Raw genomic sequence first — 18,862 nt, 5'->3', positions numbered from 1 at the left:
GGATAGCATGCACCAAACGCCACGAACGCCCCCACCTCAAGTTTTCACACCAGGCGCCGCGAATCCTCGCCTCAAGCCTTCGCACCGGCCTTCGAATCCGCCTTCGCGCCGACCTTCGCATCGGTCTGCTTCGGCTCGTCCTTATGCGGCCCGCGCACGGCCTTGCCGCCCGACTCGAGCCATGCCCGATGCCGCTCATTGCGGTCCTTGAACGCCTGCGACACCTCATCGGGCGCGGGCCGCTCCTCGCCGGGCTTGCACAGGGTGAGGTAGACGACGAACTCCTCGGCCAGGTCCACGAACTCGCGGGTGCGCCGCTCCCCCATCTGCGAGAAGATCCAGCACACCGCCGAATTGATCTTGCCCTGGTCATTGGTGGCCTGCTCCCGACCGGCGTCGGTGAGTGTCACGAGGATGTTGCGCCGGTCCTTCTCGTCGATCTGCCGCGAGACGAGCCCCTTGGCCTCCAAGGCCTTGAGCAGCGCGGAGATGCGGCCCGAGCTGGCGTGCAGCGCCACGGCGAGCTGGGTGGGCGTGGCGGTGCCGTGCCGCAGCAGCTGACGCAGCACGAACGGCTCGCCACGCTTCGAACGGTCCAATTCGTCCCACAGCACGGATTTGCTGTTCGCCACGCTCCAGCTCAGATCGCGCAACGCCTCCTGCTCGAACCCCATGCCGCACCTCGTTCCCATCACCCAGTCTTCAGACACCCAAAATATCTTATAGTGTAAGTATTTATTGATACCTGTAAATATAGCAGATGCACTCAGCCCAAGACGAACACCGACAGCTTTGCCGGCCATGGGCACGGGACCCGCGCAGACACGCGAAACCCATATGGGCATGCGAAAACGCGGCAACCGCATCGCTGCGATCGTCGCGTTCCTTGTCGTATTGTCGGCGACGCTTCCCTTTCGGACCCACTTATCCCATGGGACTACGAAGCGCGCCTAAAAACCTGGTTTCAGGCCGTCGCGCGAACCGGACGGGCATCGGCGTGATGAGCGTCGAGATACTCACGCACGGCCTCGCGGATCAGCGTGGAAGGACGAACTTCCTCAGCGGCAGCACCGGAAAGCACCCAGTCTCCAAGCTCGGCCGTGGCGCGCACGCACCAAGTCCTCTCACGGCGTTCACGGGTACCATGCTGCACCTGCTTAATCTCAGCCATCTTGCTTTCCTCCATTGCAATTCGGTTATTCACATCTTTACGTCAATCAGTATATGGCAATTTGTCGGACAAATATGCCGTATGACATAAAAATGAAACACATTCGCGCAAAATGAACTTCTCGTTTCACCTAACGCATTGCAATATATATTATCACTGGTACTGCACAATTTGAGCTTGTGCGATTCTCGAACCGATGACTAGTCGTACGTTTACAACCGTTGTCACACAACGCGTCAGCCCTTGAGCTCGACGGTGTCCTTTCCACGATGGCTGATCAGGCTATAGGCGCCGAAGATCGCCAGCCACACCAGCCCCGCGACGGCCGAGCCACGGGTGTCGACCGAGAGGAAGAGGGTGGCGTAGATGAACACGAAGAAGGCGATGGTGAGCGCGCCGGTGAACTTGTAGGCGGGCATCAGGAAGCCGGTCGACTCGAAGTCGGCGGAACGGCGGTAGCGCTGGTGGGCCAGCATCGTGAGCACGTAGATGAAGATGATGGCGGCGCTGGACGCGGAGGCGAAGAGCACGAAGGCGCTGGAGACCTGCGGAATCGCGTTGATGACCGGCGACAGGAGGATGAAGCAGGCCGAGACAATGATGGCGCGGGCGGGCACCTTGTTCTTCGAGACGACGCCGAGCTTGCGCAGCGTGCGCGACTTGGAGACCTCGGAGAGCTGGAAGAGGTGGCGGCCGGCGGAGTAGAGCAGCGAGTTGAGCGCCGAGGACGCGGCGGTGATGACCACGAAGAAGACGAGCGCCGAGGCCCATTTCAGGCCCGCGTACTGGAAGACCATGATGAACGGGGAGGCGAAGGAGCCGTCGCGGTTGGGTTTGAACGACTGCCACGGCACGATGAGCATGATGGCGATGAGCGCGCCCACGTAGAAGATGAGGATGCGCACGATGATCTCGTTGATCGCCTTCGGCAGCACCTTGCGCGGGTTCTTCGTCTCGGAGACGGTGACGCCCACGAACTCGATCATCTCATAGGAGAAGAAGACCATCTGGAAGGCCATGAGGAAGGCGAGCCAGCCGTTGGGCGCCAGGGTGAGGCCGTTGAAGATGTTGCCGAGGCCCGCGTGGCCGGCGGGGCTGATGTGGTCGACGCCGTGGACCTGGACGGCCGGGTAGTGGAAGTTGACGATGACCATGACCACCGCCGTGACGATGAGGCCGGCGATGAGCGTGATCTTGATCATCGAGAACCAGAACTCCGTCTCGCCAAACGCCTTGACCGCCACCAGGTTGATGACCGCGAGCGCCGCGAGGAAGCAGACCTCGATGAGCGGCTGCCAGGCGCGCAGGTCGTAGCCGAAGGTGTCGAAGAAGGTGACGAAATAGGTGCCGACGGCGGTGATCTCGCTCAGGCCCATGAGGATGAGGACGATCCAGTAGGTCCAGCCGGCGAAGTGGCCCCAGCCCGCGCCGAGGTAGCGGCCGATGAAGTTGATGAAGGTGTGCTGGTCGGGGTCGTGGTACATCAGCTCGCCGATGGCGCGCATCAGCAGGAACATGATCAGGCCGACGACGATATAGACCAGGATGATGCTGGGGCCGGTGAACGCGATCGACTTGCCGGAGCCGAGGAAGAGGCCGGTGCCGATGGTGCCGCCGATGGCGATGAACTGGACGTGGCGGTTGTTGAGGCCGCGCTCGAGCTCGTTGCCGGCGGTGCCCTTGCCAGCGGTGGTGGCGCTCGTGGCGTTGGTGCCGCTGCCGCTCGCGCCACCCATCTCCGGCGTCGTGCTGTGGCCATTGCCCTGCGCCCCGACGGCGGCGCCCTGCGTTCCCCTGTTTTCAGTCATAATAGAGATAGAGTACGCCATGTTCCCAGACATCCCCACATCGCCGGCACATATCGTGGACGCGGCGGGCGCGGGACGGCTGAGCGGATCGGCGGCAATGACACCCCGGTGACATAAAATGCTGACATCGCTCGTTTCCCGATGCATCGCCACCGATCCGCAGGAGATGGCGGTAGGGGGAGCGAATATGAGCAATCACGACGACCGGGCGCGCGCAGAAAACATGCCCGCGACCACAAGCGCACCCATATCCGTATCAGCAAACGGACAGGCAGGCACACCCACATCCGCAAACGGACAAGCAGCCGCAAACGAGCCCATACTCGTAAACGGCTCCACAAGAGCGCCCGCAAACGCGCCCACATCCACATCAGCAAACGGGCAGGCAGGCACATCCGCAACCACTCCCACACCCGCGCTAACCCCCAAGAAGCCAACCCTGCAACGCTCGCTGAAGAACCGCCACATCCAGCTCATCTCGCTGGGCGGCGCGATCGGCACCGGCCTCTTCTACGGCTCCAGCGAATCGATCTCGCTGGCCGGCCCCAGCATCCTGCTCGCCTACCTCATCGGCGGTGTGGCCATCTTCATGATCGTGCGCGCGATGAGCGAGATGAGCGTGGAGGATCCGAACGCCGGCGCCTTCAGCTACTACGCCACGCAATACTGGTCGAAGCGCGCGGGCTTCGTCTCCGGCTGGAACTACTGGTTCAACTACATCCTCGTCTCGATGGTCGAGCTGTCGGTGGTCGGCTCCTTCGTCAACTACTGGTTCCCGGCGATCCCGGCGTGGGTCTCGGCGGCCGTCTTCCTCGTGGTGATCACGGCGGCCAACCTGCTCGGCGTCTCGAAATTCGGCGAGTTCGAATTCTGGTTCGCCCTCATCAAGATCCTCGCGGTGGTGGCGATGATCCTCGGCGGCCTGGCGGTCATCGTGCTCAACCTGCCCACCGCCTCGGGCATCCGCGCCTCGTTCGCCAACTGGTTCAACGTGGGCGGCGGCTTCCTGCCCCACGGCCTGATGACGCACGCCCCAGGCCCCGACGGGCAGTGGACGGGCCTGCTGATGGCGCTGTGCGTGGTGATGTTCAGCTTCGGCGGCACCGAGCTCATCGGCATCACCGCTGGCGAGGCCGAGGACCCGCGCCGCACCATCCCCAAGGCCACCAACGGCATCATCGCGCGCATCCTGGTCTTCTATATCTTCTCGCTCGGCGTCATCATGGCCGTGGTGCCGTGGAACACCATCGACGGCAAGTCCAGCCCGTTCGTGCAGATCTTCGACTCGGTGGGCGTGCACGCGGCGGCCGGCATCCTCAACTTCATCTGCCTGACCGCGGTGATGAGCGTCTACAATTCGGCGCTCTACTCCAACTCGCGCATGCTCTACTCCCTGGCGCAGCAGGGCAACGCGCCACGCTACCTGGGCCGCCTCAACTCGCGCGGCGTGCCGGCCAACGGCGTGCTCACCTCGGCCGCGGTCACCGTCATCGCCGTCGTGGTCGTCTTCCTCTGGCCGGAGTTCGCGTTCAACTACCTGATGAGCATCGCCACGATCTCGGCGCTCATCAACTGGGGCATGGTGCTCGTCACCGAGATGAAGTTCCGCAAGGCCGTCGCCGCCGGGCGTGGGCCGAACCTGCTCGCCGGGCTGCACGGCCGCGAGGCGCTCGACCGCATCGCCTTCAAGCTGCCGCTGCACCGCGTCATGCCGTGGGCGGTGCTGGCGTTCATGGCGTTCGTGATCGTGCTGATGTGCTTCTCGCCCAGCTACCGCATCGCCGTGGTCGTCGGCCCGATCTGGGTCGCCACGCTTCTGGTCGCCTACCAGCTCGTCTCGCGCAAGTAGGTGCGGGCCCGGCACAGACGCACCTTTATATATGGATATTTATACATGCATATATAAAGGTATATAAGGAACGCCACGGCCGGGCAGCCACATCGTGACACCGGCGGGACGGATATCCGGCGACGGACTTACACTTTCGTCGAGTCAAGGAAATTCGCAGGCAACGGCCTCTCCGCCCAATCCACGGTCAAGCAGCACACCGTCGATTTTCTCGGCAGACAACATAACCACATATAGGGCATCGCACCGCGCAAGCAAGCAGGCGGACGGTGACCGCAACACGAGCAGGGAATCCCGTGAAAGAGGAGCGCCACATGACCAGCCAGTCGGGCACAATAACAGGCACATCGAGCGAGACCACGTCAATGGCGGCGGGCGGCACAACCGCAACCGGCGGCAGCGCGGCGAACGCAATCGGCAAGGGCGCGACCAACAACACAGACACACACGCGGGCGGCTCCCCCGGCACGGGTTCCGGCGGCAACAGCGGCAACGGCAAGCGCGGCAAGGGCGCGGGCGGCGTGGTCCGCAAGCTCAAGACCCGCCACATCTCGATGATTGCGCTCGGCGGCTGCATCGGCACGGGCCTCTTCATGACCTCCGGCGGCACCATCGCGCAGGCCGGCCCCGGCGGCGGACTCGTCGCCTACGCGGCCATGGGCGTCATGATCTACTTCCTGATGACCAGCCTCGGCGAGCTCGCCACCAACATGCCGGTCTCCGGCTCGTTCGCGGTCTACAGCTCCAAATACGTCGACCCCGCTCTGGGCTTCGCGATGGGCTGGGACTACTGGCTCAACTGGGCGATCGCCGGCGCCACCGACATCTCGACCGCGGCGCTGCTGATGCAGTACTGGTTCCCGAAATCGCCGGGCTGGGTATGGAGCCTGACGATGCTCGTCATCATCCTCTGTCTCAACGCCTTCGTGGTCTCCGCGTTCGGCGAGACCGAGTTCTGGCTGGCGCTGATCAAGGTGGTCACCATCATCGTCTTCATCGTCATCGGCCTGCTGATGATCTGCGGCATCATGTTCCAGCCGGCCATCGGCTTCAAGAACTTCACCTACAAGGGCGGTCCGTTCATCGGCGGCCTGCCCGCGATCATGGGCGTCTTCCTCATCGCCGGCTATTCGTTCCAGGGCACCGAGGTGGTGGGCGTGACCGCCGGCGAGTCCGAGGACCCGAGCCAGGCGGTGCCGAAGGCCGTCAACAACGTCTTCTGGCGCATCATCCTCTTCTACCTGCTCTCGATCTTCGTGATCGCGGCCATCATCCCCTACACCGACCCGAACCTGCTGGGCGCCTCCGACACCAACGTGGCGATGTCGCCGTTCACCATCGTCTTCGAGAAGGCCGGCCTGGCGGGCGCGGCGAGCATCATGAACGCCATCGTGCTCACCTCGATTCTGTCCGCCGTCAACACCGGCGCCTACGCCTCCAGCCGCATGCTCTACGGCATGGCCAAGGACGGCTACGCGCCGAAGTTCCTCGGCAAGACCACCAAGCGCGGGGTGCCGCTGCCGGCGCTCATCACCACGCTGTGCATCGAGGCGCTGGCGTTCTCGAGCAGCATTTTCGGACCGAAGTTCTACATGTGGCTGGTCACGGCCACCGGCCTGACCGGGTTCATCTCGTGGATGGGCATCGCGCTGAGTCACCTGCGTTTCCGTCACGCGTTCAAGCTGCAGGGCCACAAGCTCTCGGAGCTCAAGTACCACGCCAAGCTCTTCCCGTTCGGCCCGATCCTGGCCATCGTGCTGTGCCTGATCGTGATCTGCGGGCAGGACCTGCCGGCCTTCGCCTCGGGCAACTGGGGTGAGCTGATCGCGACCTACTTCAGCGTCATCCTCGTGGCCGTCCTCTACTTCGGCTTCAAGTTCACGCACCACACCCACATCGTGCCGCTCAAGGACATGGACGTGAGCTCCGCCCGGCCCGAGGTGCTGAAGGCGAAGGCCGAGGCCGCCGAGGGGACCGCATCAGCCAAGCAGGAGGCGGCGGCCGCCACGGAGCGGTAATCGACGGACGCGCCAATAGGTCGCAATAATTCTGTCAGTCTGTTGACACTTTTCGACATCTATCGCAAAAGTTGTCAGCAGACTGACATTTTTATGCTCGGTAGGTCAAACGCAGAGCCTCATTGCCCAAACGAAACAACTCGCTGCATATGGCAGCCGCTAGCCGATAACTGCCACCGACCGCTGACCGCGTACGCGTACGCCTGAGCCGCGCATATCAGCTTAATTGAAGCGTCCCTTTGATTGTCGTCTGATCGTCGAAATTCACATTCGAACTCAACTCCACATCCACCGGCGACGATTTATCATGCAGTTGATACGCAATGCTGACGTCCACCCCATGGCCACGCTGGACGGCCCTGTACTCGGAGGAATCATCATATCCGGAAGTGTCGTGTGCGATCTTGGCCCGATCCAACTCAACACCGTCCTGAAACACCCGGGCCCAGACGCCCTCCATGAAGCAGCGGCTCTCTTTATCCGTGTTGGTGTACCGGTAGGTCACGATTACCGAAGGATTGCCATCATTATCCGCCGGCCCTTTCCTGGCGGAAACGATCTTGACCTCGCCGCCCGAGAAGCTGCCGCCGTTTTTCAGCACCTTTCCTTTCGTCCGTTGGAAAGTCTCGGAATCGAACTGCGAAGTGCCGGCGTGAGCCGGATTTTTCATTTTTTCGACCATAGCCGCACGCATATCGGTTGGCGTGACGACCATGATGACCGCAAGAATCAGACCTATGATGCCGGTGACAAGACCGGCAACGGGCATGCCCAGGCTAGCGCGAATCTTACGTATCGCCACGACGCCGGCGGCGATGGCGGCGATACCGCACCCCACACCTATCCCAGGAACCTTGAACAGGACAATGGTGAGGACGCCCAACAGCAGCGAGGCAATGCCCAACTTCGACCAGGAATCCGCCTGCAGTTGGCCAGTCTTCGGCTGGCTCGCCACCAACGGCAGTCCCGCCGAAGACTGGTCCACCGCTGAAAGTTGACCCACCGAAGGCTGATCACTCGACGCCCACTGCGCCGCCGGCGCCTGCGGAAGCCCCTGCTCGGATTGCTGCGCATTGGGCAGAGATTCGGTATTGCCGCCCTCACTTTGATCGTTATCGTACTGCATTGCCCGCATCCTTTCGAAAACCCTTTACCAACACATCGTCCAGCTCATCGATACATCGCAAATCCGAATATGGCTGTCAGGCCACGTATATATCGCCACCGGTTTCAGCGTTACCGGCCGAATACGCCCGCGATGACGACCGTGGCCACAACAATCAGAACGTTGACGGCAAGCGTGATCGCGAGCGCCACCACGCAATTGAGCGATTTGGACCAGTTGCGCTTCTGCATAAGCCAAATCCACCAAAGTATTGGCGCCACCGCCATCAGTACCACCACAAGCGCCAGCAGCAGTAATACAAAATTGTCTATCGGCTGTCCCAACTCAAGATGCAGCGCATCAAAAAGGCCCATGCTCGCGAAAAACAGGAACCACCAGACCAGAGGTGCCAGCGCAAGCGACAAACAGTGAACCACAGCCAATACCGCCACAAGCACCACCGTCAATGGCCCGCCCTTAGGCCTGGCCTGTTTGGCGGACGGGTCCGCGGACGCCGCGACCGGGATCACTGAGTCCGAACACACCGAAGCCGAAGACGCCAAACCCACAGATGCCGAGTCTGCGGACACTGGATCCGGGAACGCGGATGAAGCACCCAAATTCCGCACGCCCTCGGCCAAGCCCCGCATCCCGTTGCTTTGCCGGTTGCCGGCATCACCTACAATCTGCGTCTCGCAACCTTGCCAATCGTCACCGCCACCATCAACCTGCATTCCGTCCCTCGCTTCGCTACCGGCACCTCTGCTCCAACCAAACTACTTTTTCGTACAGCTGCCAGCGATTCCCCGTCGTCGATTTGGCACAATACCGGCACACCGACCATCGTCCGTTCACCGAACATCAACAATTACTTTGGACTGTCGCAATAAATCCGTCAGTCTGCTGACGCTTCTCCGAGCTTTTTAAAAGAATTATCAACAGACTGACACCTTTTATTGACTTAGTAAAAGTTGTCAACAGACTGACAAGTTTTGAATCTTTATGCTAAAGTTGTCAGCAGACTGACATCTTTATCGTTTATTTGGTAAAAGTATCAACAGACTGACAAGTTTGGAGCATGAAGATGATAGACCGTCCTTATTATTTGGACTGGCTGGAACGCTGGCGCGCCAAGGACCCCATCAAGGTGGTGACGGGCATGCGCCGCAGCGGCAAATCCAAGATCCTCGAGATCTTCCGCGACCGGCTTGCCCAAACCGGCGTCGACCCTAGGAACATCATCGCCATCAACTTCGAAAGCCTGGAAGAGGACTACCCCACGCAGGCCAAGCCGCTCTACGACTACATCGCCAAGCGCCTGCAACCGGGGATGAACTACGTCTTCTTCGACGAGATCCAGCACGTCGAGCACTTCGAGAAGGCCGTCGACGCCCTCTACATCCGCAAGGACACCGACCTCTACATCACCGGCTCGAACGCGAAGCTGCTCTCCAGCGAGCTAGCGACGCTGCTGACCGGCCGCTACGTCGAGCTAAACATGTTCCCGCTCTCGTTCGCGGAGTATCGCGGCACGCGTCCGGAATCCGAAGCCGTCGACCAGTCGTTCGAACGCTACCTCACCTACGGCGGCCTGCCCTACACCACCTACCTCGACGACGAGCAGAGCATCGCCGACTACCTCGGCGGCGTCTTCAACACCATCCTGGTGAAGGACATCGCCGCGCGCCGGCCCAAGCTCGACATGCCCGCGTTCAACGCGGTCGCCTCGTTCCTGGCGGACAACGTCGGCAACCTGACCTCCGTCAACCACATCGCCAACACGATGAAACAGGAGCACACCGCGGTCTCGCGCAACACCGTCCAGGAATACATCACGGCGATGCGCGAGAACTACCTGCTCTTCCGCGCCGACCGGTACGACCTCAAGGGCAAGTCCCACCTGCGCACCACCCAGAAATACTATCTGGGCGACCCAGGGTTCAGGTTCTGGTTCCTCGGCAAGACCGGCGGCGACACCGACCATCGCCTCGAAAACGTCGTCTATCTCGAATTGCTCAGGCGATACCGCAGCGTGTCGATCGGCAAGACCGGCAACAAGGAGATCGACTTCTGCGCCACCGACGACTCCGGCATCCATTATTTCCAGGTCTCGCAGACCGTCCTCGACCCTTCGACGCTGGACCGCGAGCTTGCCCCGCTGCAGGCCGTCGACGACAACCATCCCAAGACCCTGCTGACGCTGGACCGCATCGGCAACGGCGACCACGACGGCATCAGGCAGCTCAACCTCCTCGACTGGCTGCTCGACGCCTGACGCGGCATGGATGACGCCGCCTCCGCCCTCCCCTGCACGGCTCCGAATACAAAAGATCCCACCGTTTGTGGCGGTGGGATCTTTCGCGAAAAGGGATTGCTATACGTTCACCTGATATCTCTCAGACGGCGAGAGTGACGGAGGCTTCGTCGACCGCGTCGGCGCTGGGCGTGGTGTACATCGCCGGCGCGACCTCAGCGGACTGCTTGACCGTGGAGTCCGACTCCATATAAACGGCGGAGACGGTGCTCGGGCCCTGCACCTCGATGATGGTGGAGGAGTTCATGGCCTTCATCGCGGCGAACACCACCACGACGATCAAGGCGAACATGACGGACAGCCAAATCGCGTTCCTGACACGGGACCTGCGGGCGAACGCCGCGGCCTTTGTCTTGAAACCGAACCTCGTGCTGATTCCGTTGTGCCTTGTCATGATTTCCATCCTTAATACAAAAGTAATTACCTCTTCACTCGCGACCGGTTGGGGTCGTTACCTGACTGATTGGTGAATGTGAGAACAGCGTATCGCTCCGCGAAGCGCATCGGAGACCAACTTTTGCGCGCCGTGATACATCATTGCGCGGCCAACGTTTGACGTATTTTTACAAGAATATGCACGAAACCCTTATTTTTATTCGGTTTTTTGGTGTTTTAAATGAAGAAATTACGTTTTATTAAATTTATCAAAATGTTATGCCGGTCACAGCCGAAAAACGCCATACAACGCAATACGAGATTCACCAAACGAAATGGGCACCGAGCCGGTGAATGCCGAATAAGCACAATCGGAGATGTTCACGTTCACAAGCGCGTGATTTCAGGGGTTACGGCGATGTTCACCGCGCGCAAGAACGCGCCAGATTCCGCGTTACGCCATCGTAGGTTACGGTTGCGTCACCAGGCCCAAAAATGACGCTTTCCACACCCTCGCGTCGACCGGTCAGAATTCCAGAAAATCAGGTACATTCCCTCTCGGCTAGACATATACGTTGGTATGTCCATTTTTTATAGCTGTATATTAATCCGATTTATGCATAAATATACATACCGACGCTGCGGCCGAAAATCCAGGCAAAACGACCCACAAAGCGATAATTCATATAGGGAATCGAGACGGCCGCGCCTTCGCTTCCGCCATGCCGAAACCGCCTCGCCAACCCCATTGGGACCACATATTATGCGTCGCGGATCACGACCCCAGCACCGTCGCCGCTCCCCCACGAGCCGACTACGGCCTTTCAGGAACTTCTTTCACGCTCGCCGCGAGGCCGTTCGTCCATTTTGCGAAGCTACCTGCGTACACGCGACACTCCCCTGTACTCCCAAAACTCCAGAGACTCGACCACACAAGCTCAGGAACGCCACCCGGCTGCTCCTTGAAGACCCACTCTGACCAACTGCACACCATCCCTGTTCGCACACTCAGCGACTCAGCTGCGCCCCGCTGCGTTCGAACACTCACCTGCCTAGCCAAGTGTTCACACACTCACCTACTCAGCTACGCCCCGCTATGTTCGCATACCAACCCGCTCAGCTGCGCCCTGCCGTGTTCACACACTCACCTGCCCAGCCGCACCCTGCCGTGTTCACACACCCACCTGCTCAGCCGCACCCTGCCGCGTTCACACACTCACTGGCTCGGCTGAGCCCCGCCGGATTAGCACACTCATCTGCTCAGCCACACCCCGCTGTGTTCGCACACCCACCTGCCCAGCCGCATCCTGCCGCGTTCCCTCGCGCTCCACGCCGTCCACGGCACGCAGCGCCTCATCGACCGGAACGCCATCCGTGGCGCGCGGTCCCCCACAATTCCGCGCCCGCCAGAGCACGCAAAAAGCGTTGCCACCGGGCCGAAACCCAGTGACAACGCCACTCTCTTATCTCTCGCCCCTCCCGGCCCCTAGGGCCCCGGGAAGTGCGTGGACGCGAGCCCGCTCAACGCGAGCACAAGCTCACTTCTGCACCTGCGTACGGGCGATCGAGCCGTTGAAGGACTCGTTCTCGTCGGCGTCCGCAGCCTTGCCCTTGAGCCAGGAGAACATGCCGCGCAGCTTCGGGCCGACGGTCTCGATCTTCTCGTGGCTGTACTTCTCCTGCAGCTCCTTGAAGCGCGGGGCGCCAGCGGCCTGGTCGTCCATGAATTCCTTGGCGAAGGAGCCGTCCTGGATGCGCTGCAGCTGATGCTCCATGTTGTGGCGGGTATGCTCGTCGATCACCGTGGAGGTGAAGTCGCCGTACTGCGCGGTGTCGGAGCAGGACCAGCGGGCCTTGTTCAGACCGCCCTCGTTCATCAGGTCGACGAGCATCTTCAGCTCGTGGCAGACCTCGAAGTAGGCGATCTCCGGCTGGTAGCCGGCGTCGGTCAGCACCTCGAAGCCGGTCTCGACCAGGTGGTTGACGCCGCCCATGAGCACGTCCTGCTCGCCGAAGAGGTCGGTCTCGGTCTCTTCCTTGAACGTGGTCTTGATGGCGCCGGCGCGCAGGGCGCCCAGGGCCTTCGCGTAGGCCAGGGTGATGTCCCAGCCGTCGCCCTTGTCGTCGTTCTCGCAGGCGACGACCACCGGCACGCCACGGCCCGCGGCGTACTCACGACGGACGATGTGGCCCGGGCCCTTCGGCGCGACCATGAAGGTCATGTGGCCCTTGCCCGGCTTGATGTAGCCGTAACGGATGTTGAAACCGTGCGCGAACGCGAGCGCCGCGTCGGGCTTCATGTTCGGCTCGATCTCGTCACGGTAGATCTGAGCCTGATACTGATCGGGAGCCAGGATCATGATGATGTCCGCGACCTTGGCCATGTCGGCGACGGACTTGACCTCAAGTCCCTGCTCCTTGGCGTATTCGACGGACTTGGAGGTAGGCCGCAGGCCGACGACGACGTCCACGCCGGAATCGCGCAGGTTCAGCGCGTGGGCGTGACCCTGGGAACCGTATCCGACGATTCCGACCTTCTTGCCGTTGAGAACCGAGAGATCCGCGTCATCCTCGTACCAGATTTGTGCTGCCATAATATGCACTCCTTGCATAATTCATTATTGATTCCCCGCGATCGGGCGAACTGCCCGCCGGGGCCTAGAAACTGGCTCTTGGTCAACAAGGGATTTTGTCCCGTTAGCTGCTCATTGTAACCAGGGTCACAGCGTTCGCCGCGCCATGGTCCAATTATCGAACAACAATTTTCGGGATCGTCCCGGACCGCCCAAGACCTCGAGCCAGCCTCACATTTGTTCTGTTCAGTTATCGATATTCAGTTATGAAACTTGAGTTTGCTGCCGCTTACCCGGGCTCGGCCGCCGCAGCTGCCACCACCCGGCCGCCACGGACCACATTTGTAGCCGATCAAAAGTCTGAAGCTACAAATGCATGTTTAGGGGACTCCCCGTCATCGATTTGTAGCTTTGCACAATCGAAAAGCTACAAACCGATGACTGGACCGACGCCGATGCGGAAAGCGCCCGGCGGCAGCGGGCCATTCGGCATCAGGCGGTGAAGTCGGTGTCCTTGGTCTCCTTGCAGGTGAGCAGGGCGACCAGGCAGCACACGGCCATCACGGCCATGTAGAGCCCGACGGAACGCACGCCCCAGTGCGAGGAGAGCCAGGTGGCGATGGTGGGCACGAAGGCCGCGCCGACGATGGCCGCGAGGTTGTACCCCAGGCCGGAGCCGGAGTAGCGGACGTTGGCGCTGAAGAGCTCGGGCAGGATCGCGCCGACCGGGCCGAAGGCGATGCCCATCAGGGCGAAGCCGACGCACAGGAAGACCATGATCTGGGCGAAGTTGCGGTGGCCCATCAGCAGGTAGGGGAAGACGAACGAGAAGACGACCAGCGCGGCGGCCGAGAACATCAGCACGCGGCGGCGGCCCAGGCGGTCGGCGTAGACGCACGAGAGCACGATGAACGCGGCGAAGACGCAGATGGCGACCATGAGCATCAGCAGGTACTCGCGGTTGGTGAAGCCGAGGCCGCCGCCGCCCTCGCCCTTGGGCTTGGTGCCCCAGGCGAGCGACCAGGTGGCCAGCGTGTAGAAGAGGGTGTAGGTGACCGCGACGATGAAGGTGGCCTGCAGGACCTGGCGCCAGCTGGTGCGGAAGACCTCGACGAGCGGCGACTTGACGGTCTTCTTCTGCTCCTGGGCGAGGCGGAAGATCGGGGTCTCCTCCATATGGACGCGCACGACCAGGCCAATCACCACCAGGACGGCGGAGAGCAGGAACGGCACGCGCCAGCCCCAGGCGAGCATCTGGCTCTCGTCGCAGAACGATTCGAGCAGGAAGTAGGTGCCGTTGGAGAGGAAGAAGCCGATGGGCGCGCCGAGCTCGGGGAACGAGCCGTAGAGCGCACGCTTGTTGGCCGGGGCGTTCTCGGTGGCGACCAGCGCCGCGCCCGACCATTCGCCGCCCAGGCCGATGCCTTGGATGAAGCGGCAGAGGCAGAGCACGAAGACCGCGAGCAGGCCCCACTGGCTGTAGGTCGGCAGGCAGCCGATGAGGAACGTGGCGATGCCCATGGTCATCAGGCTGACCACCAGCGTGGTCTTGCGGCCCATGCGGTCGCCGAAGTGGCCGAAGACCAGCGAGCCGAGCGGGCGGGCGACGAAGGCGATGCCGAAGGTCAGCAGGCTCACCAAGAGCGCCACGGTGGGGTTGGTCTTGTCGGAGAAGAAGATCTTCGGGAAGTAGTTCGCCGAGGCGGTGCCGTAGGCGTAGAAGTCGTAGAACTCGATGGCCGTGCCCACCATCGAGGCGGCGATCACGGTGCCCACCGAATCGTGGGCCATCTCCTTGAGTTTCGCCTGTCGAGCCGCGGCGCTGGTGGCGCCACCGCCGTTCGCAGTCATGTCGACCGATGTCATGATGTTCTCTCCTCCGGTGCTCTCCCGCACCGCTTTCGCCCTTGTTGACCCTGCCTTGCCGTTGGCGCTTCGCGCTCTGGCAAGCGGATCGGGTCGGGGCGAATCCGTGGATTGCTTCTGGATGCCGCGTCCTGGATATCGCGTCCTGGACGTCGCCGGATATTTCTTGTGGATGTCCTGGATTTCTTCTGGATATCCGTCCTGGACGTCGCCGGATGCTTCTGGACATCCTGGACACCCTCGGCAATTCAGCTGTTTCGTCTGTTCGGTTATGGTTATTGAGTTATCTGGTTATTCGTTGGCTATGGGAGATCGGCACCGCCACGCAACCGTTCGCAGGGAACGATGCGCGGGAGGCTGGTGCCATCACGGTGGCCTTTTGGGGCGCGACAACAAAATGAGCCCTGCTGGTGAATGCAGGGCTCGAAGACTAATCCGAAAAGCTGATATCTCGTCTGATCGACGTTGTGCTTGTTCGCCCTGCCTTCATTGGCGGGGCTCAAACTGAATGCTGAAATCAGGCCGCCAACGAAGACGGGCTAATAATTCGTGCTGACATATTGAGCTTGGTCATCGTAGCGTCCTCCTTCCGGCATCTACCAAAATCCCACGAGCGTTTGCTCGTTAGCTTGCACAATAAGCGCGGCCGGGCGGCGCTGCCGGTCATGTTTCACTATTCGGACAGGCGCAAAACTGTTCGGCGGTCAAATCGGCGGGCGTTGGCAGAACGAATCCGGCGACGATACGAGAAGAACGCGGCACGACGAAATTGGCAGGACTCCAGCGAACGAATGGACGTCAGCCGGCCGACTGCCACCCTCGATTGAAAGGACATTGACCAGCCGGCACCGTTGCGGACCAAGCAGGCCAAGCGGACTAAGCGGATCAAGCAGACCATGGAGGCCAAGCGGGCAGAGCGGGCCAAGCAGGCAGAGAGGACCAGGCGAACCAAGCAGGAGCCTCAGGCATCGTGGGCGCTGGTCCGAACCGAACCAGCGCCACCGCGATTGGGGCTCGTCGGGAGGGAGCTAGCCAAGCGGGCGCGGGTTCGCCGGAATGAGTCGATGGCGGCCGAGTCGGCACTGGTACGGGTCAAACCGACGCACGATGGGGCAAGCCTCCGGACCAAGCACACTTGGCGAGATCGCCGGTGACAGGCCAGCGACAGCGAAAGGCGCACACCGGTTAGACCGGCATGCGCCCCTCTCTCAAGCGTCAGGCCCTATGGCCGGCGCACCGTGTGCACGTCACTGCCATTCGGTGGCCGCGTGACGGACCGGGAACATGCTCTTCTGACGCCGCGAGACCAGCATCGCCAGCAGCAGGAGCAACAGCAGGAACAGCAGGACCGCAAGCAACGGCGACGCCACACGATGGCTGGCAGCGGGTGCCAACGCCGACTCCTGCGCATCGGTCGAGCAGCGCACGGCCGCGGGAATCACACCGCCACGAGCGGAACCCTGCCACGCGGTCTCGCACACGTTGCCACTACGAGCGCCCGGCAACGCCTTCGGACCGGCCTGCACGCCGTCATGCGACTGCGCCGCCACAGGCGAAGGAACCAGAGCCAGCACGGCGGGGCCGCTGCTTGGAGCAGGGGCCGGAGCCGGAGCGGGACCGCGGTTCGGAGCCGGGTTCGGGTTCGGATTGCTGGGGCTGGAAGGCACCGGTGTCACGTTCACATTGACCGGGACGCTCTCCCACTGCGCATACAGCGTGATGTCGCCAGAGTGGAAGTGGACCTTTTCAGGGTTGGAGACGCTGATGGTCTTGCCGCTGCCATCGGCCTTCGTGTTCCAGCTGGCCACGCGCCAGCCGACGGCCGTATACGTTCCCTGCGGGTTCGGCGTCACGTTCGGCGTCAGGCTCCTGTCGGCGTTGCCGGCGTCCTGCACCTGCTGCGGAATCAGCGCGCCAGGCGTGCCGTTCATCGACACCGTCGTGTCTTTCGGAGCGTTCGGCAGATAGCTGATCACGATCTTCGACTGCTGCCACAGATACGTGCCCGGCCCAACGCCGCTGCCCGGCTTGTTGGATTGGGTGATGCGTTCAGCGAGTTCTGCGTCGGAACAACCTATGCCACTACATGCATATCCGAGACTTGCCAGACCGTTGTCCGACGGGCTCACCCACGCCGGCAGACCGGTGCCATCGTCATCAGGCGAAAGCTGCAGCCAATGCCCCGTATATGCGGGGTCCGCCACGCAGTTGAAGTAGTCAAAATCCGTACACTTCATACCGGCATTGATTTCAGTTTTGAAATCATGATAAGGAAGGAACACCGTGTCCGGGCCGACAACGATTTTCCTGACTGACTGCGGGAAGCTCCCTTCCATCGCGCTGAAGAAGCTGCTGTTACGCAGTCCCGATAAATCAAGCTCAGTAATCCCCGTCTCATCGAACATGCTATCCGTATTGATAGCCCACTCATCGTTCTCCATTGGGTGCCACCCACCCAGACCGACTAACTGCAACGAAACATCATACCGGAACATGCCCTCGAAGCTAAGACAGTTAGAAACATCCCAGTGGTCGATGCCTTTGATTTCCGCCAGATCCCCTCGACCATAGAACATTTCTCCCATGCTATAGACAGCGCTGGTGTCCCATCCACGCAAATCAATAGTCTTCAGGTGGTCGATGCAAGTGCCACCGCCATAATAATCGAAAACGCCTTCAAACATATAAGCCATCGACTCCACATGAGAAACATCCCATTGGCCGTTCGGACCGGTATGCAGGTCGAGCGAGGTCAATGCGCCGTCACTGGCGAACATGCCTTCCGTCGACCCATCGCCATCTTCATCCGTACCGACCTTTGAAGTATTCCACGAGGTGATAGGCAACGAGGTCACCGAACCGTCATCTGCGAACAATTCAGAAATATCAGTCGCCTGGCTGGTGTCGATCCGCCCGATGCCATCGAACGAGACGACGTTCTCCAAGCTTGCGAACATACGGCTGACGTAGCCGGCCAAATGGGTGTTCGCCGGGTCGTCGAAGACCACGCGCTTGATACGCGACGATGCACCTGGGCTAGCCGCCTCGACCGCATTATAAATCACACCCTTATAGTAGTAATTACTCCTATTGCCAGTGCGCACCATCACGCCCGGGCACACATGCAGCACCGTCGCATCAGCACGGTCGAAATAGAGCGCCGACGGCTGGGTCGTCGGGTCGATGATAACCGGGCACGAATCAACCACCTTGAGCGCCATGCTCGCGTCGGGATCCCCCTGCGCCTGCGGCTTGTTGGCGGACTGCGAACGACCGGCGTCATTGGACTGAGCTTTCGGGCTGGCGGCCGGGGAGGAGGCCACCGCATGCTCCGTCTTCGTCACGGTCTGTGTGGTCTGTGTGGTCTGCTGCTGCGCCGGCGCGTCCGAGGCGTCCTCGTTAGCCGATGCCATCACCGGGACGACGACCATGGCGGAAGCGACCGCAAGACCGATCGCCGCTGTTCTCCACGATTTCATGATTCCCTCTCTGCTCATGTTCTCGATACGGATTCCAGCCCGGCCACGCTTCCCCGCACCCCTTGAGCGGCGGAACGCTTCCTGCCGGAACAATCACATATGTGCATCCATAGATAACACATTTGTGTCGTTTGCATCACATTTAAAATCCGAACTGCGGAAAATCGGTGCTAAACGGCATGAAACGCGGTGCCAATAATTGAGCGTTTTGGACATTGTTCCCATGTACGTTTTTCACGCATTTCATCAAGTTCCGTGAGCGCCATGACCGCTCCGCCATGAACTCCCCGGGCCAAATACAAAT

General features: G+C 61.1%; 13 protein-coding genes. 4 read left to right on the top strand and 9 right to left on the bottom strand.

Translation table 11 applies throughout. From position 1 onward, the window contains the following. Positions 1-71: 71 nt before the first annotated feature. From PT282_RS00685 to PT282_RS00675, 3 genes are all read right to left on the bottom strand, one after another. Positions 72-674, bottom strand: coding sequence for a MarR family winged helix-turn-helix transcriptional regulator (locus PT282_RS00685; protein ID WP_277167677.1), 603 nt, complete (start codon positions 672-674; stop codon positions 72-74). A gap of 290 nt (positions 675-964) precedes the next feature. Further along, positions 965-1,171 (bottom strand): hypothetical protein, encoded by a 207-nt coding sequence (locus PT282_RS00680; protein WP_277167676.1) that lies wholly within the window; start codon positions 1,169-1,171, stop codon positions 965-967. Positions 1,172-1,407: 236 nt separating this feature from the next. Continuing rightward, positions 1,408-2,979 carry an amino acid permease gene (locus tag PT282_RS00675; RefSeq protein ID WP_374114116.1) on the bottom strand — a complete coding sequence of 524 codons (1,572 nt, stop codon included), beginning with the start codon at positions 2,977-2,979 and terminating at the stop codon, positions 1,408-1,410. A 187-nt stretch (positions 2,980-3,166) separates the two neighbouring features. On the opposite strand from PT282_RS00675, the gene PT282_RS00670 reads away from it, so the two are divergent. Then, positions 3,167-4,828, top strand: coding sequence for an amino acid permease (locus tag PT282_RS00670; RefSeq protein ID WP_277167675.1), 1,662 nt, complete (start codon positions 3,167-3,169; stop codon positions 4,826-4,828). 296 nt (positions 4,829-5,124) lie between these two features. Beyond that, the gene (locus tag PT282_RS00665; protein WP_277167674.1) at positions 5,125-6,846 is read left to right on the top strand and encodes an amino acid permease; all 1,722 of its coding nucleotides are present in this window, start codon (positions 5,125-5,127) and stop codon (positions 6,844-6,846) included. 217 nt (positions 6,847-7,063) lie between these two features. Here the strand turns inward: PT282_RS00665 and PT282_RS00660 are convergent, their stop codons facing one another. Both PT282_RS00660 and PT282_RS00655 read right to left on the bottom strand, forming a co-directional pair. Further along, positions 7,064-7,972 (bottom strand): DUF5067 domain-containing protein, encoded by a 909-nt coding sequence (locus PT282_RS00660; RefSeq protein ID WP_277167673.1) that lies wholly within the window; start codon positions 7,970-7,972, stop codon positions 7,064-7,066. A gap of 110 nt (positions 7,973-8,082) precedes the next feature. Continuing rightward, a complete protein-coding gene (locus PT282_RS00655; protein ID WP_277167672.1) occupies positions 8,083-8,685 on the bottom strand; it encodes a hypothetical protein in 603 nt (200 codons plus the stop codon). Between the two features lie 350 nt (positions 8,686-9,035). On the opposite strand from PT282_RS00655, the gene PT282_RS00650 reads away from it, so the two are divergent. Next, the gene (locus PT282_RS00650; protein ID WP_277167671.1) at positions 9,036-10,226 is read left to right on the top strand and encodes an ATP-binding protein; all 1,191 of its coding nucleotides are present in this window, start codon (positions 9,036-9,038) and stop codon (positions 10,224-10,226) included. A 121-nt stretch (positions 10,227-10,347) separates the two neighbouring features. Here the strand turns inward: PT282_RS00650 and PT282_RS00645 are convergent, their stop codons facing one another. From PT282_RS00645 to PT282_RS00635, 3 genes are all read right to left on the bottom strand, one after another. Then, positions 10,348-10,659, bottom strand: coding sequence for a hypothetical protein (locus PT282_RS00645; protein WP_277167670.1), 312 nt, complete (start codon positions 10,657-10,659; stop codon positions 10,348-10,350). Positions 10,660-12,178: 1,519 nt separating this feature from the next. Beyond that, entirely contained in the window at positions 12,179-13,234 is a 1,056-nt protein-coding gene (ilvC, locus tag PT282_RS00640; protein WP_277167669.1) for a ketol-acid reductoisomerase, read from the bottom strand. A 471-nt stretch (positions 13,235-13,705) separates the two neighbouring features. Then, a complete protein-coding gene (locus tag PT282_RS00635; RefSeq protein WP_374114115.1) occupies positions 13,706-15,079 on the bottom strand; it encodes an MFS transporter in 1,374 nt (457 codons plus the stop codon). A 215-nt stretch (positions 15,080-15,294) separates the two neighbouring features. On the opposite strand from PT282_RS00635, the gene PT282_RS00630 reads away from it, so the two are divergent. Continuing rightward, complete coding sequence (locus PT282_RS00630; protein ID WP_277167668.1) at positions 15,295-15,480, top strand: hypothetical protein; 186 nt, start codon at positions 15,295-15,297, stop codon at positions 15,478-15,480. Positions 15,481-16,326: 846 nt separating this feature from the next. On the opposite strand, the gene PT282_RS00625 is transcribed toward PT282_RS00630, so the two are convergent. Further along, positions 16,327-18,576: a BspA family leucine-rich repeat surface protein gene (locus tag PT282_RS00625; protein ID WP_277167667.1), complete on the bottom strand. Its 2,250-nt coding sequence runs from the start codon at positions 18,574-18,576 to the stop codon at positions 16,327-16,329. Positions 18,577-18,862 lie beyond the last annotated feature (286 nt).

Source organism: Bifidobacterium sp. ESL0763, assembly GCF_029433395.1.
GTDB lineage: Bacteria > Actinomycetota > Actinomycetes > Actinomycetales > Bifidobacteriaceae > Bifidobacterium.
Note: the sequence above shows the minus strand (reverse complement) of the source record. Positions and strands in the feature narration are given on the sequence as shown.